Source organism: Spongiactinospora sp. 9N601, from assembly GCF_044326295.1.
In the GTDB taxonomy this organism is placed as follows: Bacteria; Actinomycetota; Actinomycetes; order Streptosporangiales; family Streptosporangiaceae; genus Spongiactinospora; species Spongiactinospora gelatinilytica.
The window spans coordinates 500,810-515,884 of record NZ_JBIRBB010000005.1; the positions used below are offsets into that span (position 1 = coordinate 500,810).

A 15,075-nucleotide genomic window follows, 5' to 3' on the forward strand; every position below is an offset into this window, starting at 1 on the left:
GAGGATGGCGTGACGGCCACTGCGACCCCTGGAGTCAGACGGACAGGTCTTCGACGGGCACCGCGGAGCGAAGATCCCCTGGCTTGGTAGGCGCCGGGAAAACGGCCGCTCGATCGCGGTGGTCTCGTGGGAGGGGGCACGGGGGTCACCCGTCGCTTGATTGTGCCACACGTTGTGAGCAGGGCCGTCGCAGGGGGCATGAGTCCGAACCAGGAGGTAAGGCTTGACTGTCGTGTTGACTCCGGATAGTTGACAACAAACTAACCGAACAGTAGGAATTTCCCAAAAGGGCTTTGGCCTGCCCTTATTACCGCAAACCGGTCAATCCATAGAGGAGGCCGCTCATGGCTCCCTGGCCCTCGCGCCCTTGGACGGCGGCGCGCCGCCGTACCATGACCGCCGGAGCCGCGGCGCTCGCGTCAGCGTTGCTGCTGGCCGGGTGCGGCTCGTCGGACGGAGGCGGCGCGGGCGGGCCCGAGGGGGTCCGGCTCGTGTCCCAAGGCAAGCTCACCACCTGTACGAACGTTCCCTACGAGCCCTTCCAGTTCAAGCAGGGCCAAGAGGTGGTCGGGTTCGACGTGGACATCGTCGACCTGGCCGCCAAGCGGCTCGGGGTGCCCCAGGAGATCATCGACATCGACTTCGCCGCCATCAAGAGCGGCGCGGCGCTCAACTCCAACCGGTGCGACCTGGCCGCGGCCGGCATGACGATCACCCCTGACCGGGAGAAGAACCTGGCCTTCTCGGTGCCCTACTTCGACGCCACCCAGGCGCTGATGGCCAAGAAGGGCAGCGGGGTGACCGCGCTGGCCGATGTCAAGGCCAAGGGCCTCACGCTGGGCGCGCAGGCGTCCACCACCGGTCTGGAGCACGCCAGGCAGCAGGGGTTCGACCCGATCGAGTTCGCCGACTCCCCCAAGGAGCTGCTGGGCCTGCAGACCGGCCAGGCCGACGTGATCATCCAGGACTACGCGGTGGTGGCGACCTGGCTGAAGAAGCCAGAGGTCGCGGCGAAGTTCGAGCTGGTCGCCAACCTGAACACCGGTGAGCAGTACGGCATCGGGATGAAGAAGGGCAACACCGCGCTGAAGAAGGTCGTGGACGAGGTCATCAAGCAGGCGAGGGCCGACGGCACGTACGACAAGATCTACCAGAAGTGGATCGGTACCGTGCCCTCGCCGTCGCCGGCCGGCACATGACGGTCCCAGGGGCAGAGCCGGCGGCACGGGCCCGGCTCAGCCCCCGCGAGCGGCAGCGGATCAGCCGCGGGGTGCAGTACGCGATCCTGGTCGCGGCGATCGTGGCGCTGGCCCTGCTCGCCGACTGGCCGGCCATCCGGCAGGCGTTCCTGAACGCCGAGGTGGCCGCGGAGGGCCTGCCGGAGCTGTTCACGGTCGCGCTGAAGAACACGGTCATCTACACGTTCACCGGGTTCGCGCTGGGGTTCGCGCTCGGCCTGCTGCTCGCGCTGATGCGGCTGTCGCCGGTCGCCCCCTACCGGTGGATCGCGGCGGTCTACGTCGAGGTCTTCCGCGGGCTGCCCGCGCTGGTCATCTTCCTGATGATCAGCGCGCTGCCGCTGGCCTTCCCGAGCTTCTGGCTGCCCGGCGGCGTGTACGGCATGGCGGCGCTCGGCCTCGGCCTGGTCTCGGCGTCGTACATGGCCGAGACCTTCCGCGCCGGGATTCAGGCGGTGCCGAAGGGACAGATGGAGGCGGCGCGCTCGCTCGGCATGCCGTACATGCGGGCGATGACCAGCATCGTCATCCCGCAGGCGATCAGGATCGTCATCCCGCCGCTCACCAACGAACTGGTCCTGCTGTTCAAGGACTCCTCGCTGGTGCTCTTCCTGGGCGTCACGGCGGGGCAGGTGGAGCTGGCGAAGTTCGGCAACGACCAGTCCTCGACGTTCGCCAGCCCGACGCCGATCCTGGTCTCGGGGATCACGTACCTGATCATCACCATCCCGCTCGGATACCTGGCGCGGCGGCTGGAAGCGAGGCGGGACGGCCGATGAGCGACGTGGAGATCCGCGACCTGCACAAGTGCTTCGGGAAGCTGGAGGTGCTGCGGGGGATCGACTTCACCGTGGAGTCCGGGCAGGTGGTGTGCGTGATCGGCCCGTCCGGGTCGGGCAAGTCCACGCTGCTGCGGTGCGTGAACCTGCTGGAGCGGCCGACGTCCGGGAAGGTCTTCGTGGACGGTGTGGAACTGACCGACCCCGACGTCGACATCGACGCGGCCCGGCGCCGGGTCGGGATGGTGTTCCAGCAGTTCAACCTGTTCCCGCACCTGACGGCGCTGCGCAACGTGATGATCGCGCAGGAGCGGGTGCTGCGCCGCAGCCGCGCCGAGGCCGAGTCGGTGGCGAGGGCCGATCTCGCGCGGGTCGGGGTGGCCGACAAGGCCGACGCCTACCCGGCGCAGCTCTCCGGCGGGCAGCAGCAGCGGGTGGCCATCGCGCGGGCGCTGGCGATGAACCCCGCGCTGATGCTGTTCGACGAGCCGACCTCGGCGCTGGACCCGGAGCTGGTCGGCGACGTGCTGACGGTGATGCGCCAGTTGGCGGAGGAGGGCATGACCATGCTGGTGGTGACCCACGAGATGGCGTTCGCCCGCGAGGTCGCCGACCGCGTGGTGTTCATGGACGGCGGGACGATCGTGGAGGAGGGCCCGCCCGGGCAGGTCATCGGCGCGCCGCGGCACGAGCGCACGCGTACGTTCCTGCGGCGCGTGCTCAACCCGACCCACGTCGACACGGACGGCGTTTGACAGCCGACGGCATTCGACAGACGTGTAATACTCGACTGGTCCATCGTCTATTACCGTCAACCAACAGGGTCACTGTGGATCTGACCACGTACGCCGAGCTGGCCGTGCTGCTCGTCAACGGAGCCGACCGGCTGGAGAGCCTGGCGGGCCTTCGCCTGCTGCTGAACGAGTCCGGGCGCGGGGCCCGCGCCGCGCGGGCCACCCGCGCCGATCTGGAGGCGATGCGCGCGCTGCGCGCCGAGCTGGTGGCCGTCTTCGAGTCCGCCGACGCGGGTGAGGAGGACGACGCGGTGGCGCGGCTGAACGCGCTGCTGATCCGCCATCCGGTCCACCCGCTGATCTCCGGGCACGACGGCCAGCGCTGGCACCTGCACCTCAACGAGGACGGCGGGATCGCCGACCAGTACGCCGTGGGCTGCGTCATGGGCCTGGCCGCGCTGGTCACCGACCTCGGCGTGGACCGGCTGGGGCTGTGCGACGCGGCGCCGTGCCGCCGGGCCTTCCTGGACACCTCCTCCAACCGCTCCAGGCGCTACTGTTCCGAACGCTGCGCCAGCCGCGCGAACGTCGCGGCTTACCGCGCCCGCAAGCGCCGGGTGGCCGTCTGAGCCGCCCTCAGGGCTCAGCGGGGCTCATCTGCGCCCCGGCGGCCAGTAGCGCAGCACGACGCGCCCGACCAGCAGCACCGGCGGCAGCGGTCCGAAGTCCCAGCTGTCGCGGCGGCCGGAGGCGCGCTGGTTGTCGCTCTCCAGCCACCAGCCGCCGTCCTTTTCGCGCCAGGCGGCCCGTTTCACGATCAACCGCGCCTCGTCGCCCGGCAGCCGGGCGACCACCACGTCACCGGGGCGTACGACGGCGCCCCGCCGTACCAGCAACCAGTCTCCCGGGCGTAGTCCCGGGAGCATGGAATCCCCTTCGACACGCACTCTCACGACGCCAACCCCCTCCCGCGCGGGGCGAATCTAGCCGAGTAAGGTCGGTAACCGGACCATGCTGATATCAGCATCGAGGAAGGAAATTCCGATGCTCGCACGACTGCTGCGACCCAAGCACGTGGCATCCGCGCACTGCGACCTGCCGTGCGGGGTCTACGACCCGGCGCAGGCCCGTATCGAGGCCGAGTCGGTCAAGGCGATCATGGAGAAGTACGCGGCCAACGACGACCCGGTCTTCCGCGCCCGCGCGCTGACCATCAAGGAGGAGCGGGCCGAGCTGGTCAAGCACCACCTGTGGGTGCTGTGGACCGACTATTTCAAGCCGCCGCACCTGGAGGCCTACCCGCAGTTGCACCAGCTTTTCTGGGAGGCCACCAAGCTCGCCGGCGCCGCGGGCGCCAAGGGCACCGTTGAGGTGTCCAAGGCCGAGGACCTGCTCGGAAAGATCGACGACATCTCGAAGATCTTCTGGGAGACCAAGGCCGCCTGAGTTGCGGTGATCTGCTAGGACAATGCCCGATCATGGGCAGATGGGCCCCGTGTGATGAGACATCACACGGGGCCTCAGCATTTTGCCATGATCGCGAGTCTCAGGCCGCCAAGTGGTCTCCGGGGGCGGTAAGTTGCAGTCAGCGGCAATGCACGCCACCGGCGTGAGGAGGAACGTGACAGAGGAAACCGAGACGCGTGTGGAAGGCAGGTCCGGGATTCGCGACGTGGTCAGTGTCCGGCTGCCCGCCGCGAGTGCCTACCTGTCCGTTCTACGTACGGCCACCGCCGGGTTGGCAGCGCGGCTTGACTTCACGCTCGATGAGATCGAAGATCTGCGGATAGCGGTGGACGAGGCGTGCGCCATGCTGCTCAGCCAGGCCGTGCCCGGCACCGACCTGACCGCCGAGTTCGAGCTGACGGGGCAGGAGATGCAGGTCAGCGTCCAGGTCAACACGGTCGGCAGCACGGTGCCCAAGCGCGACGACTTCGCGTGGATGGTGCTGACGGCGCTTGCCGACGACGTCGACGCGGTGACCGACTACCCCGACCGCATGGCCATCGTGCTGCGTAAACGCCGAGGCGCGGCGAGGCCGGCGTGACGGAAAGGACACGTGCCATGGCGGCCGGAGAGGACGCGGTGCCCGACAGGGTCCGCGCCCGGACCCTCTTCGCCGAGCTGGCCGAGCTGGCTCCCGAGGAGCCGCGCCGGCAGCGCATCCGCGACGAGCTGGTGGAGTTGCACCTGCCGTTGGTGGAGTACCTGGCCAGGCGCTTCCGCAACCGCGGCGAGTGGCTGGACGACCTGACGCAGGTCGCCACCATCGGGCTGATCAAGTCGATCGACCGCTTCGACCTGGCCCGCGGAGTGGAGTTCTCCACCTACGCGACGCCGACGATCGTGGGCGAGATCAAGCGGCACTTCCGTGACAAGGGCTGGGCGGTGCGGGTCCCGCGCCGCCTCCAGGAGCTGAAGCTGTCGCTGACCAAGGCGATCAGCGAGCTGTCCCAGCGCGAGGGCCGCGCGCCGACCGTCGGCGAGCTGGCCGCCCACCTGCAGATGAGCGAGGAGGAGGTGCTTGAGGGCCTGGAGTCGGCCAACGCCTACTCCACCGTCTCCCTCGACGCCCCCGACTCCGGCGACGACGACGCGCCCGCGGTGGCCGACTCGCTCGGCATCGTGGACGACTCGCTCGAAGGCGTCGAATACCGCGAGTCGCTGAAGCCGCTGCTCGAACGGCTGCCGCCGCGCGAGAAGCGCATCCTGCTGCTGCGCTTCTTCGGCAACATGACACAGTCACAGATCGCCACCGAGCTGGGCATCTCACAGATGCACGTCTCGCGGCTGCTGGCCCGTACGCTGGCCCAGCTCCGCGAGGGGCTCACCGCCGACGACTGACCGACCGGCCCGGCACCGCTGAACGACTCGGCCCGCGGCCAGGGGCGTCAGCGGTCGTCGCCGAACAGCGCCTGCGTGGTGGGCGGCGCGAACAGTCCGCCGAGCCCGATCACCGCCACGGCGGCGAGCGGGACGCCCGGCGCGGCCTGCCCCGACTGGATCAGCGTGATCGCCACAGGCAGCGCGAAGATCTGGGTGAGCACCCCTGGTGCCCGTCCCCACCGCTGCCCGGTGAACAATCCCCAGCCCACCCACAACAGCCCGGCGCCGGCCAGCAGGCCGAACGCCGCGACGACGATCGAGGTCACCAGGTCCGACGGCTTGCCGACCACCGTCATGACACCGACGTAACCTCCGAGCACCAGGGCGACGAGCCCTTCCACCGCCACCACGACGGCGGCAACCACCAAGCTCAGCGGACGCTTCGACACGCGCCGAGCCTACTGCCCGAGCCCCTCAGTCTCCGCTCCAGCGCCGCCCTCCGGCGTTTTCACGGTCTCCCACCATGATGTCCAGCGGTGTTCGATGTCGCCGAACCTGTCGTCGGGCGTGCCGTACAGGGTGAGCAGCGCCCCGATGCCGCCGCGCCCGCCGACCAGGAGCAGGCCGTCGCCGAAACCGGCGACGGTGAGCGCCCGCTGGTGCCCGGCCACGGCGTAGACCTCGCCCTCCAGCACGTCGCCGGGCACGGCCTCGGCCTTGTAGGGCGAGCCCACGGGCAGGTCCGCCACCGCGCCGAGCCCGAGCGCGTCCAGCATCGAGGCCGCGGGATCGCGCAGCGCCCCGGTCAGCGCGACCGTGCGCCGCTCTGCCAGCCCGTGCCGTTCGACGCCGAAGCGGAGCTGGGTCAAGAACGCGGTCCAGCCTTCGGTGATGTCGTCGTAGTAGGCGTCCCAGTCGGGGTTGGCGCCGCGCGGCGCGCGAGTGATCCGCACGAGCGTGCCGCCGTCTGCCGTCTCGTGCAGGGTGAACCGGTCGCTGTCCTGGAGGACCAGCACGCGCCCCTCCGGGTCCTCTTCCGCGACATGGTCGACATAGATGAAGCGGATCTCCTCGTCCAGGCCGGATCCGGCCTCGCCGAAGTGCCATCCGTGCCAGCGCCGGATCAGCTCGGGGTCGCGCAGTGCCCGCCACACCTGGTCGGGCGGCGCGCCGATGGTGACCTCTATGCGTACTGTCATGTGTCCGCTCCTTCGGGGTCTGCGGGCGCCGGATGGCCGGCGCCCATGATCCGGTACGGCCGGCCGCCCGGGGTGTCGAATGCCGCCACGACCTCGCCCAGCGCGGCGGCCAGGGCGTCGGTGAACCGGTGGACGTCGCCCGGCGCGGCGAACCGGACCTCGCTCTCCAGGGTGAACGTCAGCAGCCGGACATCCGCCTGCTCGGCCGCCGTCTGCATACGGGTCACGTCGCGCACGATCCGCGCCGCCACTGCCACCAGGTGCTCGGCCGCGTGGCGGTCCAGCCCGGCCACCGCACCCTCGCCGCGCCCGCCCAGCACATCGGGATCGACCACGTACGCCTCGGCGGTCGCCCGCAGCACCCGCTCCACGAACCCGCGCCTGCGCCGCTCCTCCACCAGCTCGACCAGGCCCTGCGCCTCCAGCTCACGCAGGTGGTAGCCGACCCGCTGGCGGGGCATCTCGAACTCCGCGGCGAGCTGCGCCGCCGAGCCGGGCGTGCGCAGCCGCGCCAGAATCCGCCGCCGCAACGGCGAGAGCGCCTGCCGCAACCGCTCCGGCTCATCCAGCAGCCTCCTGCGTGCCATGCGGCCCATTCTCCATTAGACAAATTTTCCTGTCAATACGTCCATCGGTCCATGGCGCGCACCTGCGCGGGTAGCCGGACGACATATGGCGGCAAATGGATACGCTGGCGGGGTGCGAGCCATGCTCCTGGTGAACCCCAAGGCCACGACCACGAACGCGCGCACCCGCGATGTGCTGATCCGGGCGCTGGGCGCGGCGGTCGATCTGTCAGTGGAGGAGACCGGATACCGGGGGCACGCGGCGACGCTGGCCGCGACCGCGCATGCCAAGGGCTTTGACGCGGTGGCCGTGCTGGGCGGCGACGGGACGATCAACGAGGCGGTCAACGGGCTGCTCAACCCGATCAACGGGCGGGTCGGCGGCGGTAACGGCGGTGGTGGTCTCGGTGGCGGCGCCGACGAGCGGCCGGGGCTGATCGTGATCCCCGGCGGGAGCGCCAACGTGTTCGCGCGGGCCCTGGGGCTGCCCAATGACCCGGTGCAGGCGACCGGGGCGGTGCTGGAGGCGCTGCGCGAGGGCCGCCGCCGGGTGGTGGGGCTGGGGCAGGCGAGCTGGGGAGAGCAGAGCAGGTACTTCACGTTCTGCTCGGGGATGGGGTTCGACGCCGAGGTCATCCGAGCGGTGGAGGGGTTGCGCGGGGCGGGTTTCCGGGCGACACCGGCCCGTTATGTCACCACCATGCTGCGCCACTATTTCATGACAGATCGCCGTAATCCCCCGATGACTTTGCGCGGGCCGGGCATCCCCGAGGCGGACGGGGTGTTCCTGGCGATCATCTGCAATACCACACCGTGGACCTACATCGGCGACCACCCGGTCAGCCCGACCCCCTGGGCGAGCTTCGAGACCGGGCTCGATCTGCTGGGCCTGCGCCGGCTCGGAATGGCGGCGATCCTGCGTACCGCGCCCCAGATCGTGGGCGAGCCGGACCGGCTGCCCAGCGGCGGGCACCTGACCCAGCTCCATGACGAGGCGGAGTTCACCCTCACCGCGTCGCGCCCTGTGGCATTCCAGCTCGACGGCGACTACCTTGGGGAACGCGAGCAGGTGACCTACCGGTCCGTCCCTGCCGCGTTACAAGTTCTGCTCTAGGTGGCTACTTTGCGTCATAGTGTGACGCATCCGACAGCTATTTCCAGCAAAACTTCGCCCCAAACCTCTTGCGTGCACTCAGCGTGGCTGACAATCTCAAGTTGACGTCGGAACGTAGGACGTTTGAGCCAGAAACCCCGGCCCAATCGCCCACCGGCGATCACTGAACAGCCGATCCTGTGCCCATCAAGGCCCGGGAGGTCGTTCGCAGGAGTTAGTGAAACTCTTCACAAAGTATGAGACGACCGGAGCCGACCGAGCTCCACCTGACGAAGGAGTGGACCGCATGGACTGGCGCCACGTAGCTGCCTGCCGTGACGTGGACCCCGAGTTGTTCTTCCCCATCGGCAACACCGGGCCCGCTCTGCTGCAGATCGAAGAGGCAAAGCAGGTCTGCCGTCAGTGTCCGGTCTCCGAGGCCTGTCTGCAGTGGGCGCTGTCGTCCGGGCAGGACGCCGGCGTCTGGGGCGGGCTCAGCGAGGACGAGCGCCGCGCGCTCAAGCGGCGTACCGCCCGTGCCCGCGCTCGCGCCAACGTCTGACCGGCCCCCTGACCGCAAACGCCACCATCATCTCGAACATCGCGACAGACGATTACGAACCTCTCTACGTCCCCAAGTGGCACTTGATTGCCACTCGGGGACGCAGTATATGTGTGCGATCCCACACCGGGTGACACGGGGTCGTCCAAAGGCCGACAGACCGGCCGCCCCGGACGCTCACTGGCTCGGCGGCGCCGGCAGCGGCAACGACAGCCCGACCTCGGTGCCCCCGCCCTCGCGCGGTTCCACGCGCAGCCGCCCGGACAGCTCGCTCACCACCAGCGTGCGCACGATCTGTAGCCCCAGGCTGGTCGAGTTCTCCAGGTCGAAGTCGGCGGGCAGGCCCTTCCCGTCGTCCACCACCAGCACGTCCAGGCGTTCGGCCGCGCGCGACACCACCACCGACAGCCGCCCGCTCTGCTGCGCGAAACCGTGCTGCATGGCGTTTTGCAGCAGCTCGGTGAGCACCATCGCGAGCGGCGTGGCGATCGCCGCGGGCAGCACCCCGAACGACCCCTCCCGGCGCGGCGTGACCTGCGCCTCCGGCGAGGAGACCTCCCCGGTCATGGCGATCACCCGGTCGGCGATGTCGTCGAAGTCGACGAACTCCTCAGGGGCGTGCGACAGCGTCTCGTGCACGATGGCGATCGAGCCGACCCGGCGTACCGCCTCCTCCAGGGCCTCCCGGCCCTCGCGCACCTGAAGCCGCCTGGCCTGGAGGCGCAGCAGCGCGGCCACGGTCTGCAGGTTGTTCTTCACCCGGTGGTGGATCTCGCGGATCGTGGCGTCCTTGGTCATCAGCTCCCGCTCACGCCTGCGCAGCTCGGTGACGTCCCTGATGAGCACCAGCGCGCCGATCCTGCCGCCGCCCACGATCAGCGGGATGGCCCGCAACTGCACGATCGTGCCGCCCGACTCGACCTCGGTCTCCCGGGGCGCGCGCCCGGCCGCCACGATCATCAGCGACTCGTCCACCGGCTCGTCGCCGTAGCACAGGGCGGCCGTGACCTTGCCCAGTTCGGCCCCGACCAGGTCGGCGTTGAGCCCGAGGCGGCGGTAGGCCGACAGGGCGTTGGGCGAGGCGTAGGTGACCCGGCCCGCGCGGTCGAGCCGCAGCAGGCCGTCGCCGACGCGCGGCGAGCGCACCAGGATCGGCTCGTCGCCGGAGAACGGGAAGCGGCCCTCGGCCACCATCTGGGCCAGGTCGGAGGCGCTTTGCAGGTACGTCAGCTCCAGCCGGGAGGGCGTACGGGCCGACGAGAGGTTCGTCGAGCGCTGGATCACCCCGACGAAGCTGCCGGCGGGCACCTCGGCCGCGTAGCCACCCTCGACGGCGGCCCGGCGTACCGGGATCGTCTCCTCGCGCACCGGCACGCCGCTGGACCAGTCGGGGTCGCCCTCGCGGCAGATCCGCCGCTCGTCCCAGGCCGTGTCGATGAGCGGACGCTCGCCCTTGGCCACCACCGACCCCACCACGTCGTCGTGGTAGACGGTCGGCCCGGTGGTCGGGCGCATCTGCGCGACCGCGATCCAGCCGGACCCGTCACGCAGCGGCACCCACAGGATGAGGTCCGCGAAGGACAGGTCGGCGAGCAGTTGCCAGTCGGAGACCAGCGAGTGCATCCAGTCCAGGTCGGCGTGGTCGAGTGCGGTGTGGCTGACCGCGAGGTCGCTGAGTGTCGGCACCTGTGCATCATGCGTGCTGTAGCGCTCCGGGTCCAAACCGGGCGCGCGCACGCCATGTCACTACCCGTTGCCGAACACGCGCGCGGTACTTGCGACAATGCGGTATGCACCCCACCCGGTCAGACCCGTTGGCGCGTTTTAGGGACGCCGCAGCCGCCCGTGCGGCAGCGGGGCTCAAACGCGCGCTGCGGCCCCGCGCCCCCGGCGACCCTGTGATCGACGTCGCCTCCAACGACTATCTGGGCCTCGCCAGGGACCCGCGGCCGGCGCGGGCCGCGGCCGAGGCCGCCATCGCCTGGGGCACCGGCTCCACCGGCTCCCGGCTGGTCACCGGGTCCACCACGTTGCACGCGGAGCTGGAAGAGGCGTTGCGGAGGTTCGCCGGCGCGCCCGCCGCGCTGGTGTTCTCCTCCGGCTATCTGGCCAACCTGGCGGCGGTCACCGTCCTTTCGGGCCGCGGCACGCTGGTGGTGTCCGACGAGGGCAACCACGCCTCGATCGTGGACGCCTGCCGCCTGTCGCGCGCCCGGGTCGTGGTGACGCCGCACAAGGACGTCACCGCCGTGGAGAAGGCGCTGGCCGATCGCGACGAGGAGCACGCCCTGGTGGTCACCGACTCGGTGTTCTCCGTGGACGGCGACCTCGCGCCGATCGCGGCGCTGCACGCGGCGGCGGTACGGCAGAGCGCGCTGCTCCTGGTGGACGAGGCGCACGCGATGGGCGTGGTGGGCGAGGGCGGCAGGGGTGCGGTACACGCCGCGGGGCTGGCCGGCGACCCCAGGGTGGTGCGCACGCTCACGCTGTCGAAGTCGTTCGGCTCCCAGGGCGGCGCGGTGCTCGGACCGCCGGAGGTGATCGAGGCGCTGGTGGACACCGGGCGGCCGTTCATCTTCGACACCGGCCTCGCGCCCGCGTGCGCCGCCGCGGCGCTGACCGCCGTGCGGATCGTGGAGGGCGCGCCGGAACTGCCCGGCCGGGCCAGGTCCATCGCCCGGGAGCTGGGCGCCATGGTCACCGGGCTCGGCCTGCCCGATCCCGGGCTGCCCGCGGGGGCGGTCGTGCCGGTCGTACTGGGCCGTCCGCAGGTCGCGCTGCGGGCGGTGGCGATCTGCGCGGACCACGGAGTGCGCGCCGGATGCTTCCGGCCGCCCTCCGTTCCAGAAGGCCGTTCGTGTCTGCGGTTGACCGCACGGGCCGATCTGGGTTGCGATGATCTCGCGGTGATCAAACGCGCGCTCACCGCCGTGTCCGAATTGAAGGTGAACGCGTGACAGAAGATTCCCCTCGGGTTCCGAAGTACTACGACGTGAAACGGAGCCTGCTCGATCTGACCAAGAGCCTTTCGCCGGGCAGCGCCCTGCCGCCGGAGCGCACGCTCGCGCTGCGCTTCGCCACCTCCCGCACCACGGTGCGGCAGGCGCTGACCGAGCTGGTGGTCGAAGGGCGGCTGCTGCGCATCCAGGGCAAGGGGACCTTCGTCGCGCAGCCCAAGGTCGCCCAGGTGCTCCAGCTCACGTCCTACACCGGCGACCTGCGCACGGTCGGCCTGGAACCGGACACCAAGATCCTCGACATCAGTTACGCGAGCGCCGACGAGACGCTCGCACGGCGGCTGGCCATCAACCCCGGTGGGCGGGTGCTGCGCATCCACCGGCTCCGGCTGGCGAACGGCGAGCCGATGTCGGTGGACACGACCCACCTGTCGGCGCGCAGGTTCCCCCGGCTGCGCCGGGAGCTCGAAGGCCACTCGTCCCTCTACGAGACCCTGCACAACGCCTACAGCGTCCGGCTCACCGACGCGGAGGAGATAATCGAGACCGTGCTGGCCACGCCGTACGACGCCCAGTTGCTTGCGGTGGACGTCGGGCTGCCGATGCTGCTGCTCACCCGGCACGCCTTCGACGCCGACGGCAACCCGGTGGAGTGGGCGCAGTCCCTGTACCGGGGCGACCGGTACAAGTTCGTCACGCGGCTGCGGAGGCCCTGATGAGCATCCTGGTCGTCACGGGCACCGACACCGGCGTCGGCAAGACGGTGGTCAGCGCGGCGGTGACCGCGCTGGCGCTGGCGCGCGATGTCTCGGTCGCGGTGGTCAAACCCGCGCAGACAGGGGTGAGCGCCACGGAGCCGGGTGACCTCGACGAGGTGATCCGGCTCACCGGGGCGCGCTCGACGTTCGAGCCGGCCCGCTTTCCCGACCCGCTGTCCCCGGCCGCCGCCGCCCGCGCGGCCGGGCTCCCCCCGGTGTCGCTGCGGATGGTGGCCGACCGCGTCCTCGAACTCGCCGAGACGCACCGGCTGGTGATCGTCGAAGGGGCGGGCGGGCTGCTGGTCCGGTTCGACGAGGACGGCGCGACCATCGCCGACCTCGCGCGGATGCTGCGCGCTCCGGTGCTGATCACCGCGCGGGCCTCGCTCGGCACCCTCAACCACACCGCGCTCACGCTGGAGGCCCTGGCCGCCCGCGGGCTGGAGACCGCCGGGGTGGTGATCGGCTCCTGGCCGGCGCAGCCGGGGCTCGCCGAGCGGATGAACGTCCCTGACCTGGAGATGCTGGCCGCCCGGCCGCTCGCCGGGGCGCTGCCCGAGGGGGCCGGGGCGCTGGATCGCACGGCTTTCGCCGACGCCGCCAGGGCCGGGCTCTCCCCCGCCCTCGGAGGGTGTTTCGACCCCGTCGCGTTCCGGGCCGGGCTCGCCTGATGACTGTCCCCACTATGTGACTCACTGGTAGGTTCGGCCGCATGGAGGCATCGAGACACGCGGGCGACGTCGCCGTCGCCGTCGCCGGTTCCTACGGCGTGGAGACCATGTTCACCCTCTCCGGCGGGCACGTCTTCCCGTTGTACGACGGCGCCGTGCACGAGAAGATGCCGATCGTGGACGTGCGCCACGAGCAGAGCGCCGTCTTCGCCGCCGAGGCGACCGCCCGGCTGACCCGCAGGCCCGGGCTCGCGGTGCTGACCGCGGGCCCCGGTGTCACCAACGGCGTCAGCGGCATCACCACCGCGCGTTTCAACGGCTCTCCGCTGGTCGTGCTGGGCGGGCGGGCCCCGCAGTCCCGCTGGGGCACCGGGGCGCTCCAGGAGCTGGACCACCCGCCACTGCTCGCCCCGGTCACCAAACTGTCCTTCACCGCCGCGTCGGCCGAGAGCGTCGGCCAGGACGTCGAGAGCGCCTTTCGCACCGCCATCGCCCCGCACCGCGGCCCGGTGTTCCTCGACCTCTACATGGACCACCTGTTCTCCCCGGTCCCCACGCACGCGGTGAGCACCCCCACCCCCTCTCCGCTCGAACCCGACCCCGACGCCCTGGCCGGGATCGCCCGGCACCTGGCGGAGGCCGAGCGGCCGGTGCTGGTGCTCGGCTCCGACGTGTGGATGGACCGCGCCGAAGAGGCCGCCCGCGACTTCGCCGAGCAGTGGCGGCTGCCGGTCATCCCCAACGGCCAGGGCCGCGGCATCGTGCCCTCAGGGCACGAGCTGCTGGTCACCCGGGCCAGGAGCATCGCGTTCGGCCAGGCCGACCTGGTCATCGTGGTGGGCGCGCCACTGGACTTCCGGCTCGGCTACGGCTGGTTCGGCGGCAAGGAGGGCGCGCCGCTGGCCAAGGTCGTCCACCTCGCCGACACGCAGTCCCAGCTCGCCACCCACACCGGCACGGTGGGCTCGGCCGCGGGCGACCTGTCCCTGCTGCTGTGGGGCCTCGGCGCGGCCTGCGAGACCGCCGGGGTCGATCCGGCCTCCTACGCCCCCTGGACGACCAGGCTGGCCGAAGCGGCCAAGGCCGCCACCGCCGCCGACGCGGAGCTTCTCGGCGCCACCGCCGACCCCATCCACCCCATGCGGATCTACGGCGAGCTGGCCCGGCTGCTCGACGACGACGCCGTGGTGATCGGCGACGGCGGCGACTTCGTGTCCTACGCGGGCAAGTACGTCGAGTCCAGGCAGCCGGGCTGCTGGCTGGACCCCGGCCCCTACGGCTGCCTGGGCACCGGCCTCGGCTACGCCATCGCCGCCCGGCTGTCGCGGCCCTCCTCCCAGGTGGTGCTGCTGCTCGGCGACGGCGCGGCGGGCTTCTCACTGATGGACGTGGACACGCTGGTCCGCCACCGGCTGCCGGTCGTGATGATCTGCGGCAACAACGGCTCGTGGGGGCTGGAGAAGCACCCGATGCGGCTGCTGTACGGCTACGACGTGGCCGCCGACCTCCAGCCGCAGTGCCGCTACGACCAGGTGGTGACCGCGCTCGGCGGGGGCGGCGAGCTGGTCACCAGGCCCGAGGAGATCGGGCCGGCGCTGCGCAGGGCGTTCGACTCGGGCGTGCCGTACCTGGTCAACGTCGCCACCGACCCGGACGTCGCCTACCCGCGCAACACCACGGGCCTGTGAGGGC

At 70.9% G+C, this 15,075-nt stretch carries 18 protein-coding genes; 13 read left to right on the top strand and 5 right to left on the bottom strand.

Features of this window, described 5'->3' with window-relative positions:
• Positions 1–344: 344 nt before the first annotated feature.
• The 4 genes from ACH34R_RS14660 (at position 345) to ACH34R_RS14675 (ending at position 3,380) form a co-directional block, all read left to right on the top strand.
• Positions 345–1,199 (top strand): ABC transporter substrate-binding protein, encoded by an 855-nt coding sequence (locus tag ACH34R_RS14660; RefSeq protein WP_397561945.1) that lies wholly within the window; start codon positions 345–347, stop codon positions 1,197–1,199.
• Positions 1,157–2,017, top strand: coding sequence for an amino acid ABC transporter permease (locus ACH34R_RS14665; protein WP_397561946.1), 861 nt, complete (start codon positions 1,157–1,159; stop codon positions 2,015–2,017). The genes ACH34R_RS14660 and ACH34R_RS14665 overlap by 43 nt, the downstream gene beginning before the upstream one ends.
• Positions 2,014–2,772, top strand: a complete 759-nt coding sequence (locus ACH34R_RS14670) for an amino acid ABC transporter ATP-binding protein (RefSeq protein ID WP_397561947.1) — start codon at positions 2,014–2,016, stop codon at positions 2,770–2,772. The genes ACH34R_RS14665 and ACH34R_RS14670 overlap by 4 nt, the downstream gene beginning before the upstream one ends.
• Positions 2,773–2,846: 74 nt before the next feature.
• A complete protein-coding gene (locus tag ACH34R_RS14675) occupies positions 2,847–3,380 on the top strand; it encodes a CGNR zinc finger domain-containing protein (RefSeq protein WP_397561948.1) in 534 nt (177 codons plus the stop codon).
• 24 nt (positions 3,381–3,404) lie between these two features.
• On the opposite strand, the gene ACH34R_RS14680 is transcribed toward ACH34R_RS14675, so the two are convergent.
• Entirely contained in the window at positions 3,405–3,704 is a 300-nt protein-coding gene (locus ACH34R_RS14680; protein ID WP_397561949.1) for a S24/S26 family peptidase, read from the bottom strand.
• 91 nt (positions 3,705–3,795) lie between these two features.
• On the opposite strand from ACH34R_RS14680, the gene sodN reads away from it, so the two are divergent.
• The 3 genes from sodN to ACH34R_RS14695 all read left to right on the top strand — a co-directional run bounded on the left by sodN (position 3,796) and on the right by ACH34R_RS14695 (position 5,595).
• Positions 3,796–4,197 carry a superoxide dismutase, Ni gene (sodN, locus tag ACH34R_RS14685; RefSeq protein ID WP_111169730.1) on the top strand — a complete coding sequence of 134 codons (402 nt, stop codon included), beginning with the start codon at positions 3,796–3,798 and terminating at the stop codon, positions 4,195–4,197.
• Positions 4,198–4,372: 175 nt separating this feature from the next.
• Entirely contained in the window at positions 4,373–4,798 is a 426-nt protein-coding gene (locus tag ACH34R_RS14690) for an anti-sigma factor (protein WP_397561950.1), read from the top strand.
• Between the two features lie 17 nt (positions 4,799–4,815).
• Positions 4,816–5,595, top strand: coding sequence for an RNA polymerase sigma factor SigF (locus tag ACH34R_RS14695; RefSeq protein ID WP_199537174.1), 780 nt, complete (start codon positions 4,816–4,818; stop codon positions 5,593–5,595).
• A gap of 47 nt (positions 5,596–5,642) precedes the next feature.
• Here ACH34R_RS14695 and ACH34R_RS14700 read toward each other — a convergent pair whose 3' ends face one another.
• The 3 genes from ACH34R_RS14700 to ACH34R_RS14710 are packed head-to-tail and all read right to left on the bottom strand — an operon-like array spanning position 5,643 to position 7,363.
• Entirely contained in the window at positions 5,643–6,026 is a 384-nt protein-coding gene (locus tag ACH34R_RS14700; RefSeq protein ID WP_397561951.1) for a hypothetical protein, read from the bottom strand.
• Positions 6,027–6,035: 9 nt separating this feature from the next.
• Positions 6,036–6,776, bottom strand: coding sequence for an SRPBCC domain-containing protein (locus ACH34R_RS14705; RefSeq protein ID WP_397561952.1), 741 nt, complete (start codon positions 6,774–6,776; stop codon positions 6,036–6,038).
• Positions 6,773–7,363: an ArsR/SmtB family transcription factor gene (locus ACH34R_RS14710; protein WP_397561953.1), complete on the bottom strand. Its 591-nt coding sequence runs from the start codon at positions 7,361–7,363 to the stop codon at positions 6,773–6,775. Before ACH34R_RS14710 ends, ACH34R_RS14705 begins: the two co-directional genes overlap by 4 nt.
• 121 nt (positions 7,364–7,484) lie before the next feature.
• Between ACH34R_RS14710 and ACH34R_RS14715 the strand changes: the two genes are divergently transcribed.
• Together ACH34R_RS14715 and ACH34R_RS14720 are read left to right on the top strand one after the other, a co-directional pair.
• On the top strand, positions 7,485–8,456 hold the full coding sequence (locus ACH34R_RS14715; protein ID WP_397561995.1) for a diacylglycerol/lipid kinase family protein: 972 nt from the start codon (positions 7,485–7,487) through the stop codon (positions 8,454–8,456).
• A 286-nt stretch (positions 8,457–8,742) separates the two neighbouring features.
• Positions 8,743–8,997: a WhiB family transcriptional regulator gene (locus tag ACH34R_RS14720; protein ID WP_397561954.1), complete on the top strand. Its 255-nt coding sequence runs from the start codon at positions 8,743–8,745 to the stop codon at positions 8,995–8,997.
• Between the two features lie 177 nt (positions 8,998–9,174).
• Here ACH34R_RS14720 and ACH34R_RS14725 read toward each other — a convergent pair whose 3' ends face one another.
• Positions 9,175–10,683, bottom strand: a complete 1,509-nt coding sequence (locus tag ACH34R_RS14725; protein WP_397561955.1) for a sensor histidine kinase — start codon at positions 10,681–10,683, stop codon at positions 9,175–9,177.
• A gap of 104 nt (positions 10,684–10,787) precedes the next feature.
• On the opposite strand from ACH34R_RS14725, the gene ACH34R_RS14730 reads away from it, so the two are divergent.
• From ACH34R_RS14730 to ACH34R_RS14745, 4 genes are read left to right on the top strand one after another with little or no spacing between them, the layout of a single operon-like run.
• Positions 10,788–11,954 (top strand): 8-amino-7-oxononanoate synthase, encoded by a 1,167-nt coding sequence (locus ACH34R_RS14730; RefSeq protein WP_397561956.1) that lies wholly within the window; start codon positions 10,788–10,790, stop codon positions 11,952–11,954.
• Positions 11,951–12,670, top strand: a complete 720-nt coding sequence (locus tag ACH34R_RS14735) for a GntR family transcriptional regulator (protein WP_397561957.1) — start codon at positions 11,951–11,953, stop codon at positions 12,668–12,670. The genes ACH34R_RS14730 and ACH34R_RS14735 overlap by 4 nt, the downstream gene beginning before the upstream one ends.
• The gene (gene bioD, locus ACH34R_RS14740) at positions 12,670–13,383 is read left to right on the top strand and encodes a dethiobiotin synthase (protein WP_397561958.1); all 714 of its coding nucleotides are present in this window, start codon (positions 12,670–12,672) and stop codon (positions 13,381–13,383) included. Before ACH34R_RS14735 ends, bioD begins: the two co-directional genes overlap by 1 nt.
• A 41-nt stretch (positions 13,384–13,424) precedes the next feature.
• Positions 13,425–15,071 carry an acetolactate synthase gene (locus ACH34R_RS14745; protein WP_397561959.1) on the top strand — a complete coding sequence of 549 codons (1,647 nt, stop codon included), beginning with the start codon at positions 13,425–13,427 and terminating at the stop codon, positions 15,069–15,071.
• Positions 15,072–15,075: the final 4 nt, after the last annotated feature.

Excerpts from the sequence above, each read along its gene's own strand:
- ACH34R_RS14660 (WP_397561945.1), top strand. The coding sequence starts at position 345 with ATGGCTCCCTGGCCCTCGCGCCCTTGGACGGCGGCGCGCCGCCGTACC.
- ACH34R_RS14670 (WP_397561947.1), top strand. The coding sequence starts at position 2,014 with ATGAGCGACGTGGAGATCCGCGACCTGCACAAGTGCTTCGGGAAGCTG.
- sodN (WP_111169730.1), top strand. The coding sequence starts at position 3,796 with ATGCTCGCACGACTGCTGCGACCCAAGCACGTGGCATCCGCGCACTGC.
- ACH34R_RS14695 (WP_199537174.1), top strand. The coding sequence starts at position 4,816 with ATGGCGGCCGGAGAGGACGCGGTGCCCGACAGGGTCCGCGCCCGGACC.
- ACH34R_RS14705 (WP_397561952.1), bottom strand. The coding sequence starts at position 6,776 with ATGACAGTACGCATAGAGGTCACCATCGGCGCGCCGCCCGACCAGGTG.
- ACH34R_RS14710 (WP_397561953.1), bottom strand. The coding sequence starts at position 7,363 with ATGGCACGCAGGAGGCTGCTGGATGAGCCGGAGCGGTTGCGGCAGGCG.
- ACH34R_RS14715 (WP_397561995.1), top strand. The coding sequence starts at position 7,485 with ATGCTCCTGGTGAACCCCAAGGCCACGACCACGAACGCGCGCACCCGC.
- ACH34R_RS14720 (WP_397561954.1), top strand. The coding sequence starts at position 8,743 with ATGGACTGGCGCCACGTAGCTGCCTGCCGTGACGTGGACCCCGAGTTG.
- ACH34R_RS14730 (WP_397561956.1), top strand. The coding sequence starts at position 10,788 with ATGCACCCCACCCGGTCAGACCCGTTGGCGCGTTTTAGGGACGCCGCA.
- bioD (WP_397561958.1), top strand. The coding sequence starts at position 12,670 with ATGAGCATCCTGGTCGTCACGGGCACCGACACCGGCGTCGGCAAGACG.
- ACH34R_RS14745 (WP_397561959.1), top strand. The coding sequence starts at position 13,425 with ATGGAGGCATCGAGACACGCGGGCGACGTCGCCGTCGCCGTCGCCGGT.